Source organism: Ruegeria sp. F5 (genome assembly GCF_056533845.1).
In genome coordinates, this window is sequence record NZ_JBQFOU010000002.1 from 247,137 (window position 1) to 267,816 (window position 20,680).

Annotated in this window: 21 protein-coding genes; 13 read left to right on the forward strand and 8 right to left on the reverse strand. The window is 61.0% G+C overall.

The window, feature by feature from the left end; all coding sequences use genetic code 11:
* Nucleotides 1-43 precede the first annotated feature (43 nt).
* A complete protein-coding gene (locus ACR0K1_RS03595) occupies nucleotides 44-3,421 on the reverse strand; it encodes a YhdP family protein (RefSeq protein ID WP_480848793.1) in 3,378 nt (1,125 codons plus the stop codon).
* Between the two features lie 68 nt (nucleotides 3,422-3,489).
* Here ACR0K1_RS03595 and ACR0K1_RS03600 point away from each other — a divergent pair, with 68 nt between their 5' ends.
* From ACR0K1_RS03600 to ACR0K1_RS03615, 4 genes are all read left to right on the forward strand, one after another.
* Nucleotides 3,490-3,951: a peroxiredoxin gene (locus ACR0K1_RS03600; RefSeq protein WP_480848796.1), complete on the forward strand. Its 462-nt coding sequence runs from the start codon at nucleotides 3,490-3,492 to the stop codon at nucleotides 3,949-3,951.
* 84 nt (nucleotides 3,952-4,035) lie between these two features.
* Entirely contained in the window at nucleotides 4,036-4,854 is an 819-nt protein-coding gene (locus ACR0K1_RS03605; RefSeq protein ID WP_480613944.1) for a ferritin-like domain-containing protein, read from the forward strand.
* A 180-nt stretch (nucleotides 4,855-5,034) separates the two neighbouring features.
* Entirely contained in the window at nucleotides 5,035-6,366 is a 1,332-nt protein-coding gene (locus ACR0K1_RS03610) for a DUF5930 domain-containing protein (RefSeq protein WP_480848798.1), read from the forward strand.
* Nucleotides 6,356-6,856, forward strand: a complete 501-nt coding sequence (locus ACR0K1_RS03615; RefSeq protein ID WP_480848800.1) for a bactofilin family protein — start codon at nucleotides 6,356-6,358, stop codon at nucleotides 6,854-6,856. The genes ACR0K1_RS03610 and ACR0K1_RS03615 overlap by 11 nt, the downstream gene beginning before the upstream one ends.
* 136 nt (nucleotides 6,857-6,992) lie before the next feature.
* Here ACR0K1_RS03615 and ACR0K1_RS03620 read toward each other — a convergent pair whose 3' ends face one another.
* Entirely contained in the window at nucleotides 6,993-7,685 is a 693-nt protein-coding gene (locus ACR0K1_RS03620; RefSeq protein WP_480613787.1) for a winged helix-turn-helix transcriptional regulator, read from the reverse strand.
* A gap of 172 nt (nucleotides 7,686-7,857) precedes the next feature.
* Between ACR0K1_RS03620 and ACR0K1_RS03625 the strand changes: the two genes are divergently transcribed.
* Nucleotides 7,858-8,184 (forward strand): DUF1330 domain-containing protein, encoded by a 327-nt coding sequence (locus tag ACR0K1_RS03625; protein ID WP_480613785.1) that lies wholly within the window; start codon nucleotides 7,858-7,860, stop codon nucleotides 8,182-8,184.
* 228 nt (nucleotides 8,185-8,412) lie between these two features.
* The gene (gene aqpZ / locus ACR0K1_RS03630; protein ID WP_480613783.1) at nucleotides 8,413-9,102 is read left to right on the forward strand and encodes an aquaporin Z; all 690 of its coding nucleotides are present in this window, start codon (nucleotides 8,413-8,415) and stop codon (nucleotides 9,100-9,102) included.
* A 71-nt stretch (nucleotides 9,103-9,173) separates the two neighbouring features.
* On the opposite strand, the gene ACR0K1_RS03635 is transcribed toward aqpZ, so the two are convergent.
* Together ACR0K1_RS03635 and ACR0K1_RS03640 are read right to left on the reverse strand one after the other, a co-directional pair.
* Nucleotides 9,174-9,731, reverse strand: coding sequence for a peptidylprolyl isomerase (locus ACR0K1_RS03635; RefSeq protein WP_480848804.1), 558 nt, complete (start codon nucleotides 9,729-9,731; stop codon nucleotides 9,174-9,176).
* Nucleotides 9,724-10,230 carry a peptidylprolyl isomerase gene (locus tag ACR0K1_RS03640; RefSeq protein ID WP_480573455.1) on the reverse strand — a complete coding sequence of 169 codons (507 nt, stop codon included), beginning with the start codon at nucleotides 10,228-10,230 and terminating at the stop codon, nucleotides 9,724-9,726. Before ACR0K1_RS03640 ends, ACR0K1_RS03635 begins: the two co-directional genes overlap by 8 nt.
* Nucleotides 10,231-10,364: 134 nt before the next feature.
* On the opposite strand from ACR0K1_RS03640, the gene ACR0K1_RS03645 reads away from it, so the two are divergent.
* The 6 genes from ACR0K1_RS03645 (at nucleotide 10,365) to ACR0K1_RS03670 (ending at nucleotide 16,281) form a co-directional block, all read left to right on the forward strand.
* On the forward strand, nucleotides 10,365-11,555 hold the full coding sequence (locus ACR0K1_RS03645; protein WP_480613942.1) for a phosphoglycerate kinase: 1,191 nt from the start codon (nucleotides 10,365-10,367) through the stop codon (nucleotides 11,553-11,555).
* Nucleotides 11,556-11,720: 165 nt separating this feature from the next.
* On the forward strand, nucleotides 11,721-12,020 hold the full coding sequence (locus tag ACR0K1_RS03650) for an FtsB family cell division protein (RefSeq protein ID WP_480613779.1): 300 nt from the start codon (nucleotides 11,721-11,723) through the stop codon (nucleotides 12,018-12,020).
* Nucleotides 12,021-12,194: 174 nt separating this feature from the next.
* The gene (gene pdhA / locus ACR0K1_RS03655; protein ID WP_480613777.1) at nucleotides 12,195-13,184 is read left to right on the forward strand and encodes a pyruvate dehydrogenase (acetyl-transferring) E1 component subunit alpha; all 990 of its coding nucleotides are present in this window, start codon (nucleotides 12,195-12,197) and stop codon (nucleotides 13,182-13,184) included.
* 15 nt (nucleotides 13,185-13,199) lie between these two features.
* Entirely contained in the window at nucleotides 13,200-14,570 is a 1,371-nt protein-coding gene (locus ACR0K1_RS03660) for a pyruvate dehydrogenase complex E1 component subunit beta (protein WP_480613775.1), read from the forward strand.
* 14 nt (nucleotides 14,571-14,584) lie between these two features.
* Nucleotides 14,585-15,883 carry a pyruvate dehydrogenase complex dihydrolipoamide acetyltransferase gene (locus ACR0K1_RS03665; RefSeq protein ID WP_480613773.1) on the forward strand — a complete coding sequence of 433 codons (1,299 nt, stop codon included), beginning with the start codon at nucleotides 14,585-14,587 and terminating at the stop codon, nucleotides 15,881-15,883.
* 77 nt (nucleotides 15,884-15,960) lie between these two features.
* Nucleotides 15,961-16,281 carry a hypothetical protein gene (locus ACR0K1_RS03670; protein WP_480848807.1) on the forward strand — a complete coding sequence of 107 codons (321 nt, stop codon included), beginning with the start codon at nucleotides 15,961-15,963 and terminating at the stop codon, nucleotides 16,279-16,281.
* Between the two features lie 18 nt (nucleotides 16,282-16,299).
* Here the strand turns inward: ACR0K1_RS03670 and cysE are convergent, their stop codons facing one another.
* Nucleotides 16,300-17,109, reverse strand: coding sequence for a serine O-acetyltransferase (cysE, locus tag ACR0K1_RS03675; protein ID WP_480613769.1), 810 nt, complete (start codon nucleotides 17,107-17,109; stop codon nucleotides 16,300-16,302).
* Between the two features lie 84 nt (nucleotides 17,110-17,193).
* Between cysE and ACR0K1_RS03680 the strand changes: the two genes are divergently transcribed.
* Entirely contained in the window at nucleotides 17,194-17,532 is a 339-nt protein-coding gene (locus tag ACR0K1_RS03680; protein ID WP_480848810.1) for a TraR/DksA family transcriptional regulator, read from the forward strand.
* Here the strand turns inward: ACR0K1_RS03680 and ACR0K1_RS03685 are convergent.
* The 3 genes from ACR0K1_RS03685 to ACR0K1_RS03695 are packed head-to-tail and all read right to left on the reverse strand — an operon-like array spanning nucleotide 17,513 to nucleotide 20,533.
* A complete protein-coding gene (locus tag ACR0K1_RS03685; RefSeq protein ID WP_480613763.1) occupies nucleotides 17,513-17,809 on the reverse strand; it encodes a DUF7742 family protein in 297 nt (98 codons plus the stop codon). The genes ACR0K1_RS03680 and ACR0K1_RS03685 overlap by 20 nt on opposite strands.
* A gap of 8 nt (nucleotides 17,810-17,817) precedes the next feature.
* A complete protein-coding gene (locus ACR0K1_RS03690) occupies nucleotides 17,818-20,280 on the reverse strand; it encodes a phage tail protein (protein ID WP_480848812.1) in 2,463 nt (820 codons plus the stop codon).
* Nucleotides 20,189-20,533, reverse strand: coding sequence for a hypothetical protein (locus tag ACR0K1_RS03695; RefSeq protein ID WP_480613731.1), 345 nt, complete (start codon nucleotides 20,531-20,533; stop codon nucleotides 20,189-20,191). The genes ACR0K1_RS03690 and ACR0K1_RS03695 overlap by 92 nt, the downstream gene beginning before the upstream one ends.
* Nucleotides 20,534-20,680 lie beyond the last annotated feature (147 nt).

Here is a 20,680-nt window from a genome sequence, read left to right on the forward strand (position 1 = left end):
GCCGCGCCTTACAGGGCCGGAACAGATTCGGCCATATTCGGATTTACCGGTCGCTTGTCCGTGACCCGAATGTCTTCTTCACCTCATCCGGCTTTTGCGGCTTGGCGTTGGGTCCGTCCGAGACGGTGGGCGCAGGCGCGCGCAGAAGGTTGCGCAGGAACAGCGGGGCAAGGCCGGACAGCGGGTTCACCGAAACCTTGGGCGAGGCCAGCGGCCCGGTTAACGTGTAGTTGAAGCCAATGACCCCTTCGCCCTTCTTGGTGAAGACACTGCCGATGGCATTCACCAGATAGATGGGTGAAATCGCGCCACGCAGGTTCAGCAGCCCCGCCACCGTGTCGATGGTTCCGTCAAAAGACAGGCCCATCGAGGGGCCGACCGCGCTGCCGCTGAGCACTTTGATTTCCGTCGGGGTGATCCGCATCCGGCTGTCGATGGTCGAGAAAAAGATGCCCTGCCCCGCCATTTCATCCAGCAACCCGACCAGACTGATCGCGTTTAGCAGCGCAGCCATGGCCGGAGCATCCTGAATGCGCGTGTTGACGATTTTCAGGATCACGTCGTAGCTGCCCGGCGCAGTGACCGGCTCGAGCTGCAGGTCAAAGCCGCCGCCACGCGCTTGCGTCAGCACGCCGGCAGACCGAAGGACGGCCCCTGCATTGTCGGATTTCAGGTTGACCGCGCTGCGCCCACCGCGCGGCGTTACCTCCCCCCGGACCGAGGCCCCGCCGTTGACCAGAGCCGTAAAGGGCCCGTGGACACCGCCGCTGGTCTGGAACGCGCCTTTGAACCCGGTCAGCGCAATTGTCTCGGTGACCTGCAGACGGTCCAGCGTGACGTCCAGTTTAGGGCTGGATGCCGCGCCGCCACCGCCGCCTGATCCAAAGGTCGAGCGGCCCAGATTCAGAACGCCGCCCAGAACGCGGATATCCGGGGCTGCCGAGCCTCGCGACACAAGCTCCGCCGGAACCGCCAGCCAGTTGCCCAGATCGAATGAGCTAAATTGCATACGGTCGAACTCGCCCTCGTTGAAGGAAATCGAGGCTGTCGTGCGCAGTCCAGCGGCGTCAAGACGCAGGGAATCCACCTTTAGCTGATCCCCCAACGTTGCCTCGGCGGTCAGCGTGCCGGAACTGTTCGCACCTTTGCGCCAGCCCAGTTCCGGGATCGCAAGCGCGACGCCAACCAGATCGGAGGACGCGCTAAGCTTCGGTGGTTCCCCCGCGCCGATGCCCAGTGTGATATCCGCCGTCCCCTTGCCCGTCAGCATGCCTTGCGGCAAGCCCGCCTTGATCTCGTCCATCAGGCGCGGTGACAGTTCAATCTGCCCGGTCAGTTCGCTGCGCTGTGCGGTTTTGCCGTCGATCGGCTGATACCAACGGGCCTGAATCGGGACATCTCCGAACAGGCCCCGCCCGTCGATTTCAACACCGGTCTGATCGCCGCTCAGGTCGAGCAGAGCGGCACTGACCGCGAAGCCGGGCACCAGACCGTCACTGCTGAGGTTGCCCAGATCGCCTGAGAAGTGGAACTCGGTGTCCTGAAACTGCAACCCTTTTTTCATGGGCAGAGACAAGGTGCCCGACAGCGCCACGGACCCATCTGCCAGATCGACCGGCAGCCCCGCTTTGCTGAGCAGGCTCAGCGGCGGACGGTCCAGCAGGGACAAAGCAGCCGTCACGCTTCCCGCCGCATTGATCCGCGCGATGGCGGGTGAGGATTTCTTGATCTCGGTGTCGGGAACGATGAAGGACGTCCCTGAGGCGTCAACTGCCCCGCCCTCATCTGCGATCACGACACCGCTTTCGGCGGTGGCGGTGAACCTGTTTTCGATCAGGATGGCCTGCCCCTGCGCGTTTTCAATCGGGGGCAGCGTTTTGACGAACCGGATCTTGGCCTTGCTGAACCCGAAATCCAGATAGATATCCGGCCTCTCGTCGGGTCGCAGCCGCAGTGCGAAATCCATATCCGACAGTTCGCCCTCGTACAGGTTCTTCGTCACCCATTCGCGGGGTTTGGCGGCCAGACGCTCGGGCCAGTAGCTTAGCACCTCGTCCGAGGTCATCGCGTCCAGATGGGCATCCAGATCGACCGACCACCCATCGGGCAGGCCGATCAGAATGCCGGACGCGCGCAGCGTGTGTTCCGCATCCTCTACCGTCAACTGACCGACACGCAGTTGGAACGGGTCGAATTTCATCTGCAGGTCAAGTTCCGCGTGCGTCAGGTCCAAGGCTTCCGGGAACAGGTTCGCGGGGTTCACGTTCAGCCCTGAAAACTGCAATTGCGAGGACAGGCTTTCCAGAACGCCGTTTTCCACCCCCTGCAGAAAGGCTTTGCCATCGGCCTGAATCGATCCCCAGGCCGAGACCACCGAGAACTCGTTGAAGTCCAGTGCCTGTTGTTTCGGATCGTAGGTGAAATAAGTGCGGGCCGAGTCGAACTGCACCGGAAGGGTCTCGGGGTTCGGCTGCAGCGCCCCCGCCCCGAGGTTCAAGGTCGCAAACAGGGGGCCAATTGCGCCCTGGTCATCCACACTGCCGCGCAGCGCGCCGGATATCGGCGCGCGCAGGTATTGCAGCCAGGCCAATGCCGCGCTTTGCCCGGCGATGTCTTCGGCCGGCAGATCGGTGATCGAAACGCCGAAGCTCGCCGCCGGAGTACCCAGAACGCTTGTATAGTTCGCCTCGATCTCGCTGGCATAGTCCCTGCCCGACAGCACGGAAAACCCGGTTGCCAGACGCATTTCACTGGCGCTGCGCGTGGCCTGAATATGGCCGCCATCCATGACCCAGGACCGCCCCTGCCGCAGATCGGTGAAATCCAGCGTGATCGCATTCACCTGAACCGAGGTCAGTGCTGAAAGCACCGGCGACAGAAAGACCTCATCCGAGGTTTCGATCAGTTGGGCGAGGTTCGGCGCCTCCTGCACCGGCGCGCTGCCCGCGCCCACGGTCAGGGTCAGCGCCCCGTCCATCCCACGCGTCAGCGCGATCTGAGCCCCGCTGAGGATGATCCGTTTGGGCCGCACATGCCCGCGCAGCAGCGGGCGCATCGCAAGGCTGGCGCGCATGTCCGACACCTGAGCGATCTGCTGTCCCGCCGCGTCGCTGATGCTGACATCCGTCAGGCGCAACCGGGGACGCCATCCTTCGTGAATGATGAAGCTGACATCGCCAAAGCGGATTTGCAGCCCGCCCATATTCTGTTCCAGCCGGGCCTCGACCCGGTCACGGACCCAGACCGGCGCGTGGAAGGTCTGCCCCAGAACCATGAAACCGGCAAACAGTGCCAGAACCACCAGTAGCAACGTGCCCCGCATGGCCCAAATTCCGGCAGCACGGCGACGGGAACGGCGACGTTTGGGTTTCCCCGCCGTCCCGTTACCTTCCTGTTTCTGCTGCACCAATTTGCTATCCACGCCTTTCCACCCGTCCAGGATGCCCTATGATAACCGGCAGCCCTTAAATCTCTTTACCGGAGTTTCCAATGCCCGACATTTCAGACATGGCCCCTGACTTCACCCTGCCGCGCGACGGTGGCGGTGAGGTGACACTTTCGGATCTGCGCGGCGGCACCGTCGTTTTGTTCTTCTACCCCCGTGATGATACGCAGGGCTGCACCAAGGAATCTATTGGTTTCTCAGAACAACTTCAGGCCTTTGCCGATTCAGGCGCTCACGTTTTCGGCATTTCGCGGGACAGCGTGGCCAAGCATGACAAGTTTGTCGCCAAGCACGGGCTGACCACGCCGCTTCTGTCGGACGAGAACTCGACCGTCTGCGAGGATTACGGCGTGTGGGTCGAAAAGAACATGTATGGGCGCAAATCGATGGGGATCGAGCGGTCGACCTTTATCATCGATGGCGAGGGCAAGATTGCCCACGTCTGGCGCAAGGTCAAAGTCCCCGGCCATGTCGATGAGGTGCTGGAGGCGGTCAAGGCCCTCTGACCCTCGACCCCGAGCGCCATCCGGTCTATCACCCGCAGCGAAGCAAGCAGGCGGAGCGACAGAGTGCCCCAAACACTGACCCAGATGGCGACCGAGGTTCTGACAACGGCGGACGGGCGGGCGAAAACCGCCCTGTCCAAACGTCACGCCGCCGCGTGGTTCGCCGCCCGCAAGGGCGAGGCCGAAGCCATCGAGGTCGGTACGGCAACACCACCGCTGAACCCCGCCCGCCCAGACAAGCCGGAACTGCTGTCGCCCCGCGACGTACCGAAACGGCGACCGGGAACCGAGGCAGGGCGTATCGCCTTGCTGCATGCTGTGGCGCATATCGAGCTTAACGCGGTCGATCTGCACTGGGACATCATCGCGCGGTTCGGGCATGTGCCCATGCCCATCGGGTTCTACGACGACTGGGTCAAATGCGCCGAAGAAGAGTCGCGCCATTTCGAGATGGTCTGCGATTGTCTGGAAAGCATGGGCAGCCATTACGGCGCCCTGCCCGCCCACGCAGGCATGTGGCGCGCGGCGGAGGACACCGCCGAGGATCTGATGGGCCGCCTTGCCGTGGTCCCCATGGTGCTTGAGGCGCGCGGGCTGGACGTCACCCCCGGCATGATCGAAATCTTTCGCAAGGCCAAAGCCGAACAGGCCATCGCCGCGCTGGAAGTGATCTATGCCGAAGAGGTTGGCCATGTGGCTTATGGCTCAAAATGGTTCCATTTCCTTTGCGGTCGCGAAAACGCCGACCCCAAGGATGTGTTCCACGCCCTTGTCCGGCGCTATTTCCACGGGGTTCTCAAGCCCCCCTTCAACGAAGAAAAACGCGCCGAGGCCGGGTTGCCGCCCGACTTCTACTGGCCGCTGACCGAAGACCTGCCTGCGCCCGGGCATGTCTCAAAGTGATGCTTTTCAGTTGATTTCGGCAATATCCCGCCGATGAACCGCAGGAATTCCGCATGGATCGCTGCGGATGGGTCAACAAACTTGCCCGACCGCGACCGGCCCTTTATGCAAACGCCCCAAGGGACGGCGACGCACTCACTCACGACCGGTCCCGATCTTGGGGACGAGAGGATAAGACGCGTGAGAACACGTCTGGCAATCAAATTACACTCGCTGCTTGAACGGCACTTTCCCGAACGCCGGGTCTTTCTGAAATCCGACAAAGACACGCGGTTTATCCGTCTGAGTTCCGAGACGCAGGTGGCCGCGGTCGCCGGTGTCGCGGTCATGGTCGGCTGGACGACGGTGGCCACGGCGATCCTGCTGATGGACAGCATCGGCTCGGGCAACTTCCGCGAACAGGCGAAACGGGATCAGGCCACCTATCAGGAACGTCTGAACATCCTGTCAACCGAACGCGATGCGCGGGCGCAGGAAGCGCTGGCGGCGCAGGACCGGTTCAATGCGGCTCTGGATCAAATCTCGGCGATGCAATCCGAACTTCTGGCCTCGGAAAACCGCCGTCGCGAGTTGGAGACGGGGATCGAAGTGATCCAGACCACCCTGCGCGCGACCATGAAGCAGCGCGAAGAGGTTCGGACCGAACTGGCCAAGCTGCAGCAGGAAACCGACGGCACCGACATGTATATGGCCGCCGTCGCCAACCCTGCGCAGATGGAGTTCATGACCGACGCCCTGGCGCGCACGGCGGAACAGCGGGACCAGATCGCCGCCAACGCGCAGGACGCGCTGGATCAGCGGGACGATCTGGAACTGGAAATTCGCCTGATGCAAGAGCGCAACGACGAGATTTTCCGCCAGTTGGAAGAGGCGATGGTGATCTCGGTCGAGCCGCTGGACAAGATGTTCCGCAGCGCAGGCATGCCCACAGATCGCATCATCGAAGAGGTCCGGCGCGGATATAGCGGTATGGGCGGTCCGCTGACCCCTTTATCCTTCAGCACACGCGGTGAAAAAGAGGACCTGTCCGCGGACGAGGCCCGGGCAAACACGTTGCTGCAGCAGATGGATCAGCTGAACCTGTACCGTATCGCAGCCGAAAAAGCCCCGTTCGCCAGCCCGGTGAACGCGGCCGTGCGCTTTACCAGCGGTTACGGCACCCGCCGCGACCCGAAAACCGGCGGTCGGCGCATGCATAACGGTGCGGATTTTGCCGGCGCGCATGGCACGGATATCTTCGCAACCGCTGACGGAGTCGTCACCCACGCGGGCTGGCAATCGGGCTTTGGGCGGCTGGTCAAGATCCGCCACGCGTTCGGAATTGAGACACTTTACGCTCATAACACCAAGATCAACGTAAAGGTCGGTCAAAGGGTCTCGCGCGGGGATCATATTGCTGATATGGGTAGCACCGGACGGTCTACCGGCACACATTTGCACTATGAGGTGCGTGTGAACGGAAAACCTGTAAACCCAATGACTTACATCAAGGCTGCGAGAAATGTTTTCTAAGAGCAAAATCAACGAGCCCGGGTCGAAAGAAACCGAGGCAGCAAAACCGGCCGCTCCGGCCACTCCGGCGACCCCTGCACCGGCTGTAACCAAGGCCAGCACCGCGCCCAAGCCCAAGCCTCCGGCGTCGGTTCTGTCTTCGGACCTGCACATCACCGGCAACCTCAAGACGAGCGGTGACATTCAGGTTGAAGGCACGGTCGAAGGCGACATCCGCGCGCATCTGCTGACCATCGGCGAGACCGCGACAATCAAGGGCGAAGTGACGGCGGATGACGTGGTTGTCAACGGCCGCATCGTAGGCCGTGTGCGTGGTCTGAAGGTCCGCCTGACCTCGACCGCACGGGTCGAAGGCGACATCATCCACAAGACCATCGCCATCGAAAGCGGCGCGCATTTCGAAGGCTCGGTCCAGCGTCAGGACGACCCCCTGAACCCGGGCCGCAGCGGCAAATCGGGCGCAAACCCGGCGGCGGAAGTGAAGCAGTAAGCTTCTTTCGGCAAAGTGACACTATTCGGAAGCGCCGCAGGACCCCCTGCGGCGCTCTGGTTTTCTGGGGCGCTTTTCGTGGTTCTGGAATGTCCTTGGTGCGCAATGAAGCTGCCGTTCGATCCCGGAATGCACTTCAACCGACAAGCTTTTCCTGAACTGCAAACGGGCTGAGGCCGAGCCAGGTTTGAATTGTCGAGGAAATTTCTTTTGGCCCTGTAAATTCAAACTTCTCGCGTTCGGAAGCGACATCTGTCACACCCATCCAGATCGCCGTCATCGTGCGAAGATCGGTAGATACGAAAAGATCGACCTCGAATCCCGGGTCCGCCCAGCACAAATCGACATCCCCTGCCGGTTCAATTACCAGCCACCAATCGCGTTTGGTTGATGGCAGGTCGTGGTACAGAAATTGAATCACGGTTCGCCGGTTGGGTAGTGGATCGGGATTTAGGTTTCTGCGCATATCCCACATCAAGAGTGATGGATCGAGATTCTTCAAAGACAATGAGGACTCTACCCATTTTTGGCCCCACATTCCCATTGCGATAACAACGTCCCGAAGGTCTTTCCCAGCTTCGGTCAGGTGATACTCGAACACTCTGCGTTCATGAGGAACGGGTAGTTTCACAACAATCCCGGCCTCCTCCAATTCCTTGAGGCGTTGGGATAACAAGGTCGGTGACATCTTCGGCACGCCGCGTCGCAAATCGTTGAAGCGCGTTGAACCAGCGATCAGTTCGCGCATCAGGACCATGGTCCAGCGCGTGCAAAGAACCTCGGCCGCCATCGCGAGAGGGCAGAATTGTTTGTATCCGGCTTGTGCCATGTTGATCCTCGCTAGCTGGTTTTTTTGTATCTTAGTGACCTTGCGGGCGCGCACCAGTCCAGAAACTGTACTACCAACTCCAGATTTGTGACTGGATTCGATTCCCGAAAATCCGCCAGCCTTGTGGCCACATCGCGAACAGCCTCGTTCGCTTGCTCAATGGAGAGTCGAAATGAGTGTATTCCTAATCGCAGACATAAAGGTGACTGACGACGGGTGGATTCCGGACTATGCGGCCAACGTACATAAACTGGTTGAAAAACATGGAGGTCGCTACCTGTCGCGCAGCGGCAATATCGAAACACTGGAGGGAAACCAGAAGGACAGCACGTTGATCGCTATTTTGGAGTTCCCAACGCGGGAAGCACTGGACGCATTCGCTGCGGACCCGGAATACGCACCCCATGGAAAGGCGCGTCAATCGGGTAGCGTTTCGAACTTCCATGTCATCGATGACACGGACATTGCCGGCGCAATCCCCTATCTCAAAGCGGGTTGAAAACGTGGGCTGGCAGATCCGGTTCTGATTGGACCGGTTCTGTCGATGTACATGGCCAAATTTGACTCAGAACGAACGCTCTTAATCTGAAGAACGCGGGGCGACGCCCTTGACGCACCAGTGGTTCCGATCTGACGCATCCTGGTGGAAATTCCCCACTCTTTAACAATTTCACAAAAAGTGTTTTTTGAATTAACCTTAACCCCATTGAATTGTGGAGGAGTTTTCATGTCATCGAAACTTATGGCCGAGTTTTTCGGCACATTCTGGCTGGTCCTTGGCGGCTGCGGCAGCGCGGTTCTGGCAGCGGGTGTCGCTGATGTGGGCATCGGATGGCTGGGTGTTTCACTGGCCTTTGGCCTGACGGTCCTGACGATGGCCTATACGGTTGGCCATATCTCGGGCGGGCATTTCAATCCGGCGGTCAGTCTGGGCCTGATGATCGGCGGGCGCTTTCCGGCCAAGGACCTGCTGCCCTACTGGGCTGCGCAGGTGATCGGTGCGATTGCGGCTGCTGTGGTTCTGTATCTGATCGTCAGCGGCGCGCCGGATTTCGCTGGGGTCGGCGGGTTTGCGTCGAACGGATACGGCGAGGCCTCTCCCGGAGGGTACTCACTGATGTCCGCGCTGGTGATCGAGATTGTGATGACCGCGTTCTTCATCCTGATCATTCTGGGCGCGACGTCCAGCGGTGCGCCTGCCGGGTTCGCTCCGATCGCCATTGGTTTGGGGCTGACATTGATCCATCTGGTGTCGATCCCGGTGACCAACACCTCAGTCAACCCGGCCCGCTCGACCGGAGTGGCGCTGTTTGCCGATGGCCCTGCGCTTGCGCAGCTGTGGCTGTTCTGGGTCGCCCCGCTGATTGGCGGTGCGGTCGGTGCGCTGATCTGGAAGGCGATGTCGTCGGAGGATTGACACACCGCTTTGCGATAGGCGGCTGTAAAGAAACAAAACCCCGGCGCTTGATGCAGCGCCGGGGTCTTTTGTTACTCAGTGACGGTGACTTTTTTCATCACATCAGGCTGGCCGATAACGGCTCCGTTCTGGCCCTCGCCGCGTTTGATCGCGTCAACCACGTCCATGCCGCCTGTGACCTGACCGACGACAGTATACTGCCCGTCCAGAAACGGCCCCGGTGCGAACATGATGAAGAACTGCGAGTTGGCGCTGTTGGGATTGTTCGACCGCGCCATGCCGACGACACCCCGGTCAAAAGTGATGTCCGAGAACTCGGCAGGCAGATCGGGACGGTCCGAGCCACCACGCCCGGCGTAGTTGGCGTTGAAGCCGTCGCTGGTCTGATCGCCGTACTGAACATCGCCGGTCTGCGCCATGAAGCCGTCGATCACACGGTGAAACACCACGCCGTCATACTGACCCTCAGCCGCCAGCGCCGCGATCTGTTCCACGTGCTTCGGGGCGACGTCATCGAACAGATCGACGATGATGGTGCCATTCGCCCCCTCGCCTTCGACCTCGATCTCCAGGCCCGTGGCCAGCGCGGGGCTGGCCAGCAGAGCAAAAACAGCGGCCAGCTTATGCATCGGCGGCCACCTTGACGCTGATCATGCGGTCGGGGTTTGCAGGCGGCTCGCCGCGCACGATGGCGTCCACATGTTCCATCCCGTCGATGACGCGGCCATACACGGTGTATTGGCCGTTCAGGAAGTGGTTGTCCTTGAAGTTGATGAAGAACTGCGAGTTTGCCGAATCCGGGTTCTGCGACCGCGCTGCACCCAGTGTGCCCCGGTCATGCGGCAGCTTCGAGAACTCGGCCGGAACGTTAGGTAGCGACGACCCGCCGGTGCCCGCCATACGCAGGTTGAACCCGTCTTCCATATCGCCGTGCTGTACGTCACCAGTCTGGGCCATGAAACCGTCGATCACACGGTGGAAGGCCACGTTGTCATATTCGCCGCCGCGCGCCAGTTCCTTCATCCGCGCGCTGTGCTGGGGCGCGACATCCGGCAGCAATTCGATCACGACATTGCCGTCCTTCAGCTCGATGATGATTGTGTTTTCGGGGTCTTTGATCTCGGCCATGAGGCCCTCCTGTCGTTTGGTCTTGGCAAATACCTATGCCCCAAGCCGGTGAAAGCCAAGTGACGCATTGACCTGAGGGCAAAATGCAGGAAAAGAACCGCCTAAACTGGGTATCAAAACACGAGGATTGCGCGATGGGCTGGAAAACGCTGGACGATATGGACCTGAACGGCAAACGCGTCTTGGTGCGCGTCGATATCAACGTGCCGGTGGTGGATGGCGTTGTAACCGACGCGACCCGCATCCAGCGCATCGTTCCGACGGTGCGGGATATCCTTGCCGCGGGGGGCAAGCCGATCCTGTTGGCCCATTTTGGCCGCCCCGGCGGCGAACGGCGCGAGAGCCTGTCTCTGAAACAACTGGTTCCGACGCTCGAGGCTTCATTCGGGGCCGAGGTTCTGTTTGCCGCCGATTGCGTCGGGGCCGAGGCGGAATTGGCCGCCGAAACGCTGCAACCCGGTCAGGTTCTGCTGCTGGAAAACACCCGTTTTCACGCGGCCGAGACAAAGAACGATCCCGATCTGGCCGCCGGAATGGCGCGTCTGGGCGATGCCTATTGCAACGATGCGTTTTCCGCCGCGCACCGCGCCCATAGCTCGACCGAGGCGATTGCGCGCCTGCTGCCCGCCTGCGCCGGTCGCCTGATGCAGGCAGAGCTTGAGGCGCTGGAAGGCGCGCTGGGGGCGCCGAAACGCCCCGTGACCGCCGTGGTCGGTGGCGCGAAAGTGTCGACCAAGCTGGAACTGCTGGGCAACCTGATCGACAAGGTGGATTTTCTGGTGATCGGCGGCGGGATGGCGAATACTTTTCTTGTCGCCAAGGGCGTGAGCGTCGGCAAATCGCTGGCCGAGCGCGAGATGAAGGACACCGCAGCCGACATTCTTGCAAAGGCCGAAACCTCGGGCTGCAAGATCGTTCTGCCCACGGATATCGTTGTTGCCGAAAAGTTCGAAGCCCACGCGCCGCATCAAGTCCTGCCTGTGGACCAATGCCCCGAAGAGGGCATGATCCTGGACGCGGGCCCCGACAGCGTGGCGGCAATCTCGGATATCTTCGCGCAAAGCCAGACACTGATCTGGAACGGCCCCCTGGGCGCGTTCGAACTTGAACCCTTTGACGCGGCCACCAACGCTGCTGCGCTGAAAGCCGCGGCTTTGACACGGTCCGGCCAATTGGTCTCGGTCGCGGGGGGCGGGGATACGGTTGCGGCGCTCAATGCCTCGGGCGCGGCGCGGGACTTTTCGTATATCTCGACCGCTGGCGGTGCGTTTCTGGAATGGATGGAAGGCAAAACCCTGCCCGGCGTCGCCGCGCTGGAGCAGTGATTTCGACCCACATGGCGCGTTCTGCGCGCGCCATGTGACTTTCTGACTCATCCGGTGAATTTTGACGACTCAAGGGATTCACAACCCGAATCACCTGTGACATAGTGCTTTCAGATGCCCGCCAAGGGCACGTTTTTGAGGCAAGTTTCATACGGCGGTAACAGAGTGTCCCGTTCCAATCGGCCCGGTTTGGGCGCAGTCCTTTTCTTCTCGGTGGCTTTCATGCTGGGTGTTTATTTCACCTTCGCCGCCGTGCAGGGCGACTATGGCCTGTTCCGGCGGGTCGAGATTGCGGCGGAACGGGATGCTCTGTCACGCGACCTGGCGTCTCTGACCGCCGAGATCACCGAGATGGAAAACCTCACCCGCAGACTGTCCGACACCTATCTGGATCTTGACCTTCTGGATCAGCAGGCGCGTTCCGTTCTGGGTATGATCCGCGCGGATGAGATCGTCATTCGCTGAACCCGCCCGGTTACTGTCTCAAACTCTTCTTAAACCGAGGATTTCGCGGAAAAACCCCGGCTGGATTCCGCACGGGGTGCCGCTGCGTCACATTTGCACTCGCCAGACAGACGGAAATGCTTTATGAGATAGTTTAACGCTAAACTATCTTGCCGAAAGGGGGAGATCGCCACTATGGCTGCGCGAAAAACCACAAAGAAACCAAACGTTTCTGCGGAAGAACTTACCACCTATTACCGTGAAATGCTGCTGATCCGCCGATTCGAGGAAAAGGCCGGACAACTCTACGGCATGGGTCTGATCGGCGGTTTTTGCCATTTGTATATCGGCCAGGAGGCGGTTGTTGTCGGGCTCGAGGCCGCGGCAAAAGACGGTGACAAGCGGATTACCTCGTACCGCGACCACGGCCATATGCTGGCTTGCGGCATGGACCCGGGCGGCGTGATGGCCGAACTGACCGGGCGCGAGGGCGGTCTGTCCAAAGGCAAGGGCGGCTCGATGCACATGTTCTCGAAAGAGAAGAATTTCTATGGCGGCCACGGCATCGTCGGCGCGCAGGTCCCGCTGGGCGCGGGTTTGGCATTCGCTGACAAATATAAGGAAAACGGTGGCGTCACCTTTACCTATTTCGGCGATGGCGCAGCAAACCAGGGTCAGGTTTACGAGACCTTCAACATGGCGGCCCTCTGGCACCTGCCGGTGGTCTTCGTGATCGAGAACAACCAGTATGCCATGGGCACCGCTCAGGCGCGCTCGACTTCTTCCGCTGACATCTACCATCGCGGTCAGGCCTTCGGGATACCGGGCGAAATGGTCAACGGCATGGATGTTCTGGCTGTCAAAGCTGCTGGCGAGAAGGCCGTTGCCCACTGCCGCGCGGGCAAGGGCCCCTATATTCTGGAAATCAAGACCTACCGCTATCGCGGCCACTCGATGTCCGACCCGGCCAAATACCGCACCCGTGAAGAGGTTCAGAAGGTGCGCGAACAAAGCGACCCGATCGAACATGTGCGCGAGTTGCTGCTGACCGGCAAACACGCGACCGAGGATGACCTGAAGGCGATCGACAAAGAGATCAAAGAGGTCGTCAATCAGGCCGCCGAATTCTCAAAAGAAAGCCCCGAGCCTTCCGTCGAAGAGCTCTGGACCGACATTTACGCCTGAGAGGACGATTAAGACATGGCAACCGAAATTCTCATGCCCGCCCTTTCGCCCACGATGGAAGAAGGCACGCTGGCCAAGTGGCTGGTCAAGGAAGGCGACACCGTATCATCCGGCGACATCATGGCCGAGATCGAGACCGACAAGGCCACGATGGAGTTCGAAGCTGTCGACGAAGGTATCGTTGGCAAGATCCTGATCGCGGAAGGCACCGAAGGGGTCAAGGTCAATACCCCCATCGCCGTGCTGGTGGAAGAAGGCGAAGACGCCTCGGCCCTGCCCGAAGCGGCGCCTGCAGCCGCAGCGGTGACCGAAGCCGCCCCAGCGGCGGTTAAGGCCGCCGCTCCTGCCGCAGCCCCGGCGGCCCCGGTCGTCGATCTGTCGCCCGACTGGCCCGCAGATGCCGAGATGGCGCAACAGACCGTCCGCGAGTCCCTGCGCGACGCGATGGCCGAAGAAATGCGCGGTGACGAAGACGTTTATCTGATGGGCGAAGAGGTCGCTGAATATCAGGGCGCGTACAAAATCAGCCAGGGTCTGCTGGACGAATTCGGGTCCAAGCGCGTCATCGACACCCCGATCACCGAGCATGGCTTTACCGGCATCGCCGTGGGGTCCGCCTTTGGCGGGCTGAAACCGATTGTCGAGTTCATGACCTTCAACTTCGCCATGCAGGCGATTGACCAGATCATCAACTCGGCGGCCAAGACGCTGTACATGTCCGGCGGTCAGATGGGCTGCCCGATCGTGTTCCGTGGCCCGAACGGTGCCGCCGCCCGCGTGGCCGCCCAGCACAGCCAGGATTACGCCGCGTGGTACATGCAGGTTCCCGGCCTGAAAGTGGTCATGCCGTACTCGGCAGCCGATGCCAAAGGCCTGCTGAAATCGGCGATCCGCGACCCCAACCCGGTGGTGTTCCTGGAAAACGAAATCCTCTATGGCCGCTCGTTCGACGTGCCGCAGGTGGATGACCTGACGATACCGCTGGGCAAGGCGCGCATCTGGCGCGAGGGTTCGGATGTCACTATCGTCAGCTTCGGCATCGGCATGCAGTTCGCGCTGGAAGCCGCCGACAAGCTGGCCGAGGACGGCATCAGCGCCGAGGTGATCGACCTGCGTACCATCCGCCCGATGGACACCGGCGCGATCATCAACTCGGTGATGAAAACCAACCGTCTGGTGACCGTCGAAGAAGGCTGGCCGCAGGGTTCGGTTGGCAGCTACATCAGTTCCGTGGTGATGCAGGAGGCGTTCGATTACCTCGACGCACCCGTGATCAACTGCACCGGCAAGGATGTTCCGATGCCTTATGCCGCGAACCTGGAAAAGCTGGCCCTGATCACCACTGATGAGGTGATCGCCGCCGTCAAACAAGTGACCTACCGGTAAGGAGCGACAGACAGATGCCCACCGAAATTCTGATGCCCGCCCTTTCGCCGACCATGGAGGAAGGCACGCTTGCCAAATGGCTGGTCAAGGAAGGCGACACCGTCTCATCCGGTGACCTGCTGGCCGAAATCGAAACCGACAAGGCCACGATGGAGTTCGAAGCGGTTGACGAAGGCACCATCGGCAAAATCCTGATCCCGGAAGGCTCCGAAGGGGTCAAGGTCAACACCGCCATCGCGGTTCTGCTGGACGATGGCGAAAGCGCCGATGATATTGCCGCCACACCTGCTGCTGCACCCGCGGCTGCCCCCGCAGCCGCCGCGGGCAACGAGGCCGCCGCACCAGCGGCGTCCGAGGCGCCTGCCCCTGCCCCGGCAGCTCCGGCCAAGGCAGATGGCGGACGCATCTTTGCCTCGCCTCTGGCCCGCCGCATCGCCGCTCAGAAAGGTCTGGACCTGACACAGATCACAGGTTCCGGCCCGCATGGCCGGATCGTCAAAGCGGATGTCGAAGGTGTGACTGCGCCGGCGGCCGCCCCTGCACCGACTGCGGCGGCACCTGCGCCTGCAGCCGCTCCGGCCGGTCCATCGGCGGATGCTGTGGCCAAGATGTACGAAGGTCGCGAATACGAGGAAATCAAACTCGACGGCATGCGCAAGACCATCGCCGCGCGCCTGTCCGAAGCCAAGCAGACCATCCCACATTTCTACCTGCGCCGCGATATCAAGCTGGACGCGCTGCTCAAGTTCCGCAGCCAGTTGAACAAGCAGTTGGAAGGCCGTGGCGTGAAGCTGAGCGTCAACGACTTCATTATCAAAGCCGTCGCCAATGCGCTGCAGCAGGTTCCCGAGTGCAACGCCGTTTGGGCGGGTGACCGGGTGCTGCAACTGAAACCCTCGGACGTCGCGGTTGCGGTCGCCATCGAGGGCGGGCTGTTCACTCCGGTCCTGCAGGATGCCGACACCAAGTCGCTGTCTGCGCTATCGACCGAGATGAAAGATCTTGCCGGTCGCGCCCGCGAGCGCAAGCTGGCCCCGCATGAATATCAGGGCGGCACCTTCGCGGTTTCCAACCTCGGCATGTTCGGCATCGACAATTTCGACGCCATCGTGAACCCGCCGCATGCGGGTATCCTGGCCGTCGGCACCGGTTTGAAAAAACCGGTCGTAGGCGATGATGGAGAGCTGACCGTCGCCACCGTGATGTCCGTCACCATGTCGGTCGATCATCGGGTTATCGACGGCGCGCTGGGGGCCCAGTTGCTGCAAGCCATTGTAGACAATCTGGAAAACCCGATGGTGATGCTGGCGTAGTCACCTGTGAAATCTCAATCCCGCCGGACACACAGCCCGGCGGGATTGACGGACCCCGCGCCGGGATTTGAGCGCACGTGATCGCCCGAACGATTGCGTGCAAGGGTGAAACATCCCACCTTCTTCTTACCGAACATGCTGGAAGATGTTGTGCGATGCGCCCGAAAACAACCACCAAAAGCCTGATCGTGCTGGCCTTGCTGGCAACCGCCTTGCCTGCAGTGAGCGCGGCAAAGCCCAACAGCTATCCGGGCGAAAACTCCAGGTTCAAGTCAACCGACCCTGCCGTGATCGCGCAGCAAAAGGCCGAGCGGCAGAAGAAAATTGAGCTACGCAAACAACGGCGCGCGCAAAAACGGCAAGAGCGGCTGCTTAGAAAAAACAGCCGCTCGAACTGAACATCGCGTTTTTTGACGTTACTGGTCCTTGCCCAGCATATGATCCATCGAGATCGACGGCTGGTCGCAGCCTGCCTCACCCACGATCTTGGCCGGGATACCCGCCACGGTCGTGCAGGCTGGAACCTCTTGCAGCACCACCGATCCGGCGGCGATGCGGCTGCAATGGCCAACCTCGATATTGCCCAGAACCTTGGCTCCGGCCCCGATCAGAACGCCATCGCCAATAGTGGGATGACGCTGTTCCTCTTCCTTGCCGGTCCCACCCAGGGTCACGGAATGAAGCATGGATACGTTGTCGCCGACCACAGCCGTTTCGCCGATCACGATGGAATGGGCGTGGTCGATCATGATGCCCTTGCCGATCCTCGCGGCGGGGTGAATGTCGATCCCGAAAATCTCGGATGACCGCATCTGGAAGAAATAGGCCAGATCGTGCCGCCCCTTGCGCCACAACCAATGGGACACGCGATAGGCTTGCATGGCCTGATAGCCTTTGAAGTACAGGATCGGCTGCAACAGACGGTGGCAGGCCGGATCGCGTTCGTAGACCGCCATCAGGTCGGCACGGGCCGCTTCGATCAGGCTGGGATCGTTGGCATACGCCTCATCCACGATCTCACGCAGGACCATCATCGACATCTCGTTCGAGCACAGCTTCGCCGATACCCTGTAAGACAGGGCACGTTCCAGACTGCGGTGATGCAAGATACAGGCATGCACCAGCCCCCCCATCAGGGGTTCTTTTTCGACCGCTGCGGTGGCTTCGGCGGTAATGCGTCCCCAAACCGGGTCCACGGACGTGACTTGGCTGCGCTTTTCGAACATAGCTTTTGATCCTCTGCTGCGCCTAGAATGCCATTTAGTGGTAAAAACACCAAACGCAAACCCGTGATCTGCGATGCAACAGAAATGAATGAATCACAACGCCGTTATTTCGAGGCAAAAATTCAAGCGCGTCTGGCGGAATTGAGCCAGCTTTCAACCGCGGGCCAACAGGCGCAGGCGGTTGTCGAGTTGGACCAGCAGGCCGTTGGCCGGTTAAGCCGGATGGACGCTTTGCAAAATCAGGCGATGGCCAAGGCGCAGCAGGCCAATCGTGATCTGGAAACCCGTCGTCTGCACGCCGCATTGGCCCGCCTGCAGGAAGATGAATACGGGTATTGCGAAGATTGCGGCGACGAGATTCCCGAGGGCCGACTGAACCTGGACCTCGCCGCCAGCAAATGTGTCAGCTGCGCTGCCGGTTGATCTGAAACCGGATCAAGTGGTTCAGAACCAGTTCAAAACACTGGCAATATTGCACATCGTCAAAGCTGGGTTCCGTCGGCAGCACTCTGTTCCGCGCGGCGGCCATTAGCGAGCCATTGCCGTAAAGCGGGTGCAAGCGCCCCGTCTTGGTGACATACGCATCCGCCAGTTCCGCCCCGGCGATCATGCGGACACACAGGCTGTCGCGGTCCCGCTGCGGCACGGCCAGCAAAGCCCGCGCCGCAGAGCTGATATCACCGTGGAGCACGGGCCGCATCGGGCCGCTTACCCCACCGCCAGTTGTGCGAACGGACCCGGCCCGAAGCTGGCCGAAACCTGCGCCACCTCAAGCCGATAGGGGCCCGTCAGACCATCCGCCGCCTTCATCGCGGTCGAATAGGTCCATCGCGGTCCCGCCGTCACCACTTCGCGCAGTACCGCGCCGTTGGCACGCACGCGCAGAAGATAGGATTCGTTTTCCTCGGCCAGTGGCACGTCCAGCCCGGCCCAGTCATCGCCATCCAAACGTGTGCGGCGGATCCAGGTTGCCATGTCCCCCGCAGAGGTCGGCCTGACCCGCACATGCGCCGGCGCATAGGGACGCAATCCGTTGCCATCGAAAGACTGTACGAGGTGCTCGTATGACGGATCGTCATAACTCCGTGCGGCGGGGCCGATGCGATAGTGCTTGGCCACCCGCCGCTCGGTGCGCAGCAGGCTGGTCTGGACCACCCGGTCATTCAGCAGCACAAAGACCGAGCCGTCAGGCCAGACATCCGGCATCAGCGCATCGGTCCCCAACTGCCCCCGCAAGCGACCGGACAAGGCGTAAATGCCCGGAGATTGCAGGGCGGCATCTGCGAACTGAAAAACCTCCCAATTATTGGGTGATCCGTCGCCGATGGCCGCCGCGTTGACGCCGCTCAGCAGGGCCGAACGCGGGCGCGATTCCAGCAAACCGTCGATCAGTTTGACCTGCAGCGCTGGCCCCTCGTCCCAGATACCGCTTGCAGCGCGCCTGAGCGGGGTTTCGGTGAATCCGATGATGGCCTGGCCTGAAATTGCATCGCTCAGCCGGTAATCCTCGTCATTGGATGACGAATAGACGGCAGCGCTGCCCGGCCATGGATCGGCTGACACGGCAAGGTAGGGCGCATGCGGCACCTCGGCGCCGGTGATCAGGGGCAGGTCCATGAACACAGGCAAGACCGGAACAGGAGCGATGTATGGCTTCACCGAAACCGCATCTTCCGCAAGGTCTGAGGTGGAATAGACCCCTTGCTCGATCCTTACCGCGTCAGCCATTTGCATCTCGGCCTGCTCCAGACGGTCGATCCGATACCGCGCTCCGCCTTGATCGCCCGAAAGGCTGACCACATCCCCGGCCCCCAGATGCATCAACGAGGGCGGCAACGCAAAGCGCACCGTGTCGCGCGACACACGCGCTTCACTCAACCATCGCTCAACTGTCTGACGTCCTTCGGTGCGGGTCATCGACAGGGGCATTTCATTCACGGCCACGCCATGGGTACTGTCGTCCGGCAGCACAGCCTCTTCGGCGACCACGTCGTGATCCGCGTCTGATTGCACAAAGCGCAGACGCACCCTGCCGGTCATTTCCGCCTCGGCCTCGCGACGATGGTCGACCGTGCCTTCAATGTCCGGGCTGACGGCGAGTTGATCGGGACCGACCGTAGTTGCACCCAGCGCATCGCGCATACGGAATTGCAGCATCCCGCCGCGCTCGATCGCATCGAACCCGTAGCGCAGCATCAAAGGCTGCAACGCCGATCGCGCGTCCGACACTTCCTCGACCGCATAACCCCGGACAACCCCGTAAAGGGCTGAGACGTCGATATCCGTCACCCCTGCCCCATGGCAGATTTCCGTCACCACCGACGCCAGAGTGCGGGACCCAGACCGGCCATTCAGCCAATGGCCGCGCGCATAGTTCTCACCATCGCTCCATTGGCTGCGCAGGTTCGGGAAGGTGGGAAATGGCCGCGCGTCCCAGGCCCAGACATAGGCGTTCGACATGTCCACCATGGGTGCGCCATAGACAGCCGACACCGGGTTAACGCTAGCATCGCCCCAATAGCCCAGCATGGCCGTCAAGTATTGAACCTGAATGTAATCGTCCCGCAGGCCGTTGGAATAGGATGGCAGTTTGGATTCCGACGATTTGTGGTCCAGGAATTTGTTGGGCTGGTTCGTGCCCTTGTCGATGGCCGCACAGCCCAGTTCATCCACCCAGGCCGCATCAAACTGCGGCCCCCGCAATCCTTCGGGGTCATGCGCCGAAAACGCCTGCGCCTCGGCCCCGTTGGGCCAGACCAGTTTCCGTTCCGTTGCCTTCCACACAGGCCGACGATCCGGCGGCGAGCACTGCAATATCCCGCTGTCGCCAAAGATCATCACATCGCGCACCTGATCGAAGGTTTCACCGACCAACGCCACCCGACAGGCCTCGCCATAATCCAACGGCAAAGACCCCTCGACCATCGACCGAACCCACTCGGCCCCGGCGCGCGTCTTACCGGCCCCACGCCCGCCCACGATCACCCAGGATCGCCAGTTCCCCTCGGGCGGCAACTGATGAGGCAGCGCCCAGAACTCGAACAGGAAAGGGAGGGCACACAGCCCCCCCTCCCCGATCTCACTCAGAAATCTGTCCTGCACCGCAGCAGGCGCGGAGGCGAGCCAGCCTGCACCCGATCTCAGATCGTGCCCGATCAAGGTCGAGCGCATACCCCCCTTGGGCAATTCCGGCTTGTCTGTGATGTTGTTCGACAAAGCTTGTCTCCACTTTCTGGCAACTGCGGATCAGCCCCTCTAGCTGCCCCAGTTGCTTGCCTGTTCCGGCAAGGTCTGCATCCTCCCCGGCACCGATCTGCCTGCGCAGTTCTTCCGCTGCATGGCGCAGATCGCGAATGGATCGCTCAAGCGACTGCAGCAAGTCAGCCGTCTGGGAAATCCGCTCTTCCGGGGTAATCAAAGTCATGTTTGCCTGTGACCTCATGCGTGAGTTTTCTCCGCACGAGAGAAACGAAAAACGGCCACCGGGTCGCCCCGGGGCCGTTGCCCACTTCTTCTAGCATGACACAACTTATGCGGGTGTCCGCGCGCAAAGTCAAGATTTCGCGCAACA

Excerpts from the sequence above, each read along its gene's own strand:
- ACR0K1_RS03600 (WP_480848796.1), top strand. The coding sequence starts at position 3,490 with ATGCCCGACATTTCAGACATGGCCCCTGACTTCACCCTGCCGCGCGAC.
- ACR0K1_RS03605 (WP_480613944.1), top strand. The coding sequence starts at position 4,036 with ATGGCGACCGAGGTTCTGACAACGGCGGACGGGCGGGCGAAAACCGCC.
- ACR0K1_RS03615 (WP_480848800.1), top strand. The coding sequence starts at position 6,356 with ATGTTTTCTAAGAGCAAAATCAACGAGCCCGGGTCGAAAGAAACCGAG.
- ACR0K1_RS03620 (WP_480613787.1), bottom strand. The coding sequence starts at position 7,685 with ATGGCACAAGCCGGATACAAACAATTCTGCCCTCTCGCGATGGCGGCC.
- ACR0K1_RS03625 (WP_480613785.1), top strand. The coding sequence starts at position 7,858 with ATGAGTGTATTCCTAATCGCAGACATAAAGGTGACTGACGACGGGTGG.
- aqpZ (WP_480613783.1), top strand. The coding sequence starts at position 8,413 with ATGTCATCGAAACTTATGGCCGAGTTTTTCGGCACATTCTGGCTGGTC.
- ACR0K1_RS03635 (WP_480848804.1), bottom strand. The coding sequence starts at position 9,731 with ATGCATAAGCTGGCCGCTGTTTTTGCTCTGCTGGCCAGCCCCGCGCTG.
- ACR0K1_RS03640 (WP_480573455.1), bottom strand. The coding sequence starts at position 10,230 with ATGGCCGAGATCAAAGACCCCGAAAACACAATCATCATCGAGCTGAAG.
- ACR0K1_RS03645 (WP_480613942.1), top strand. The coding sequence starts at position 10,365 with ATGGGCTGGAAAACGCTGGACGATATGGACCTGAACGGCAAACGCGTC.
- pdhA (WP_480613777.1), top strand. The coding sequence starts at position 12,195 with ATGGCTGCGCGAAAAACCACAAAGAAACCAAACGTTTCTGCGGAAGAA.
- ACR0K1_RS03660 (WP_480613775.1), top strand. The coding sequence starts at position 13,200 with ATGGCAACCGAAATTCTCATGCCCGCCCTTTCGCCCACGATGGAAGAA.
- ACR0K1_RS03665 (WP_480613773.1), top strand. The coding sequence starts at position 14,585 with ATGCCCACCGAAATTCTGATGCCCGCCCTTTCGCCGACCATGGAGGAA.
- cysE (WP_480613769.1), bottom strand. The coding sequence starts at position 17,109 with ATGTTCGAAAAGCGCAGCCAAGTCACGTCCGTGGACCCGGTTTGGGGA.
- ACR0K1_RS03680 (WP_480848810.1), top strand. The coding sequence starts at position 17,194 with ATGAATGAATCACAACGCCGTTATTTCGAGGCAAAAATTCAAGCGCGT.
- ACR0K1_RS03685 (WP_480613763.1), bottom strand. The coding sequence starts at position 17,809 with ATGCGGCCCGTGCTCCACGGTGATATCAGCTCTGCGGCGCGGGCTTTG.
- ACR0K1_RS03690 (WP_480848812.1), bottom strand. The coding sequence starts at position 20,280 with ATGCGCTCGACCTTGATCGGGCACGATCTGAGATCGGGTGCAGGCTGG.
- ACR0K1_RS03695 (WP_480613731.1), bottom strand. The coding sequence starts at position 20,533 with ATGACTTTGATTACCCCGGAAGAGCGGATTTCCCAGACGGCTGACTTG.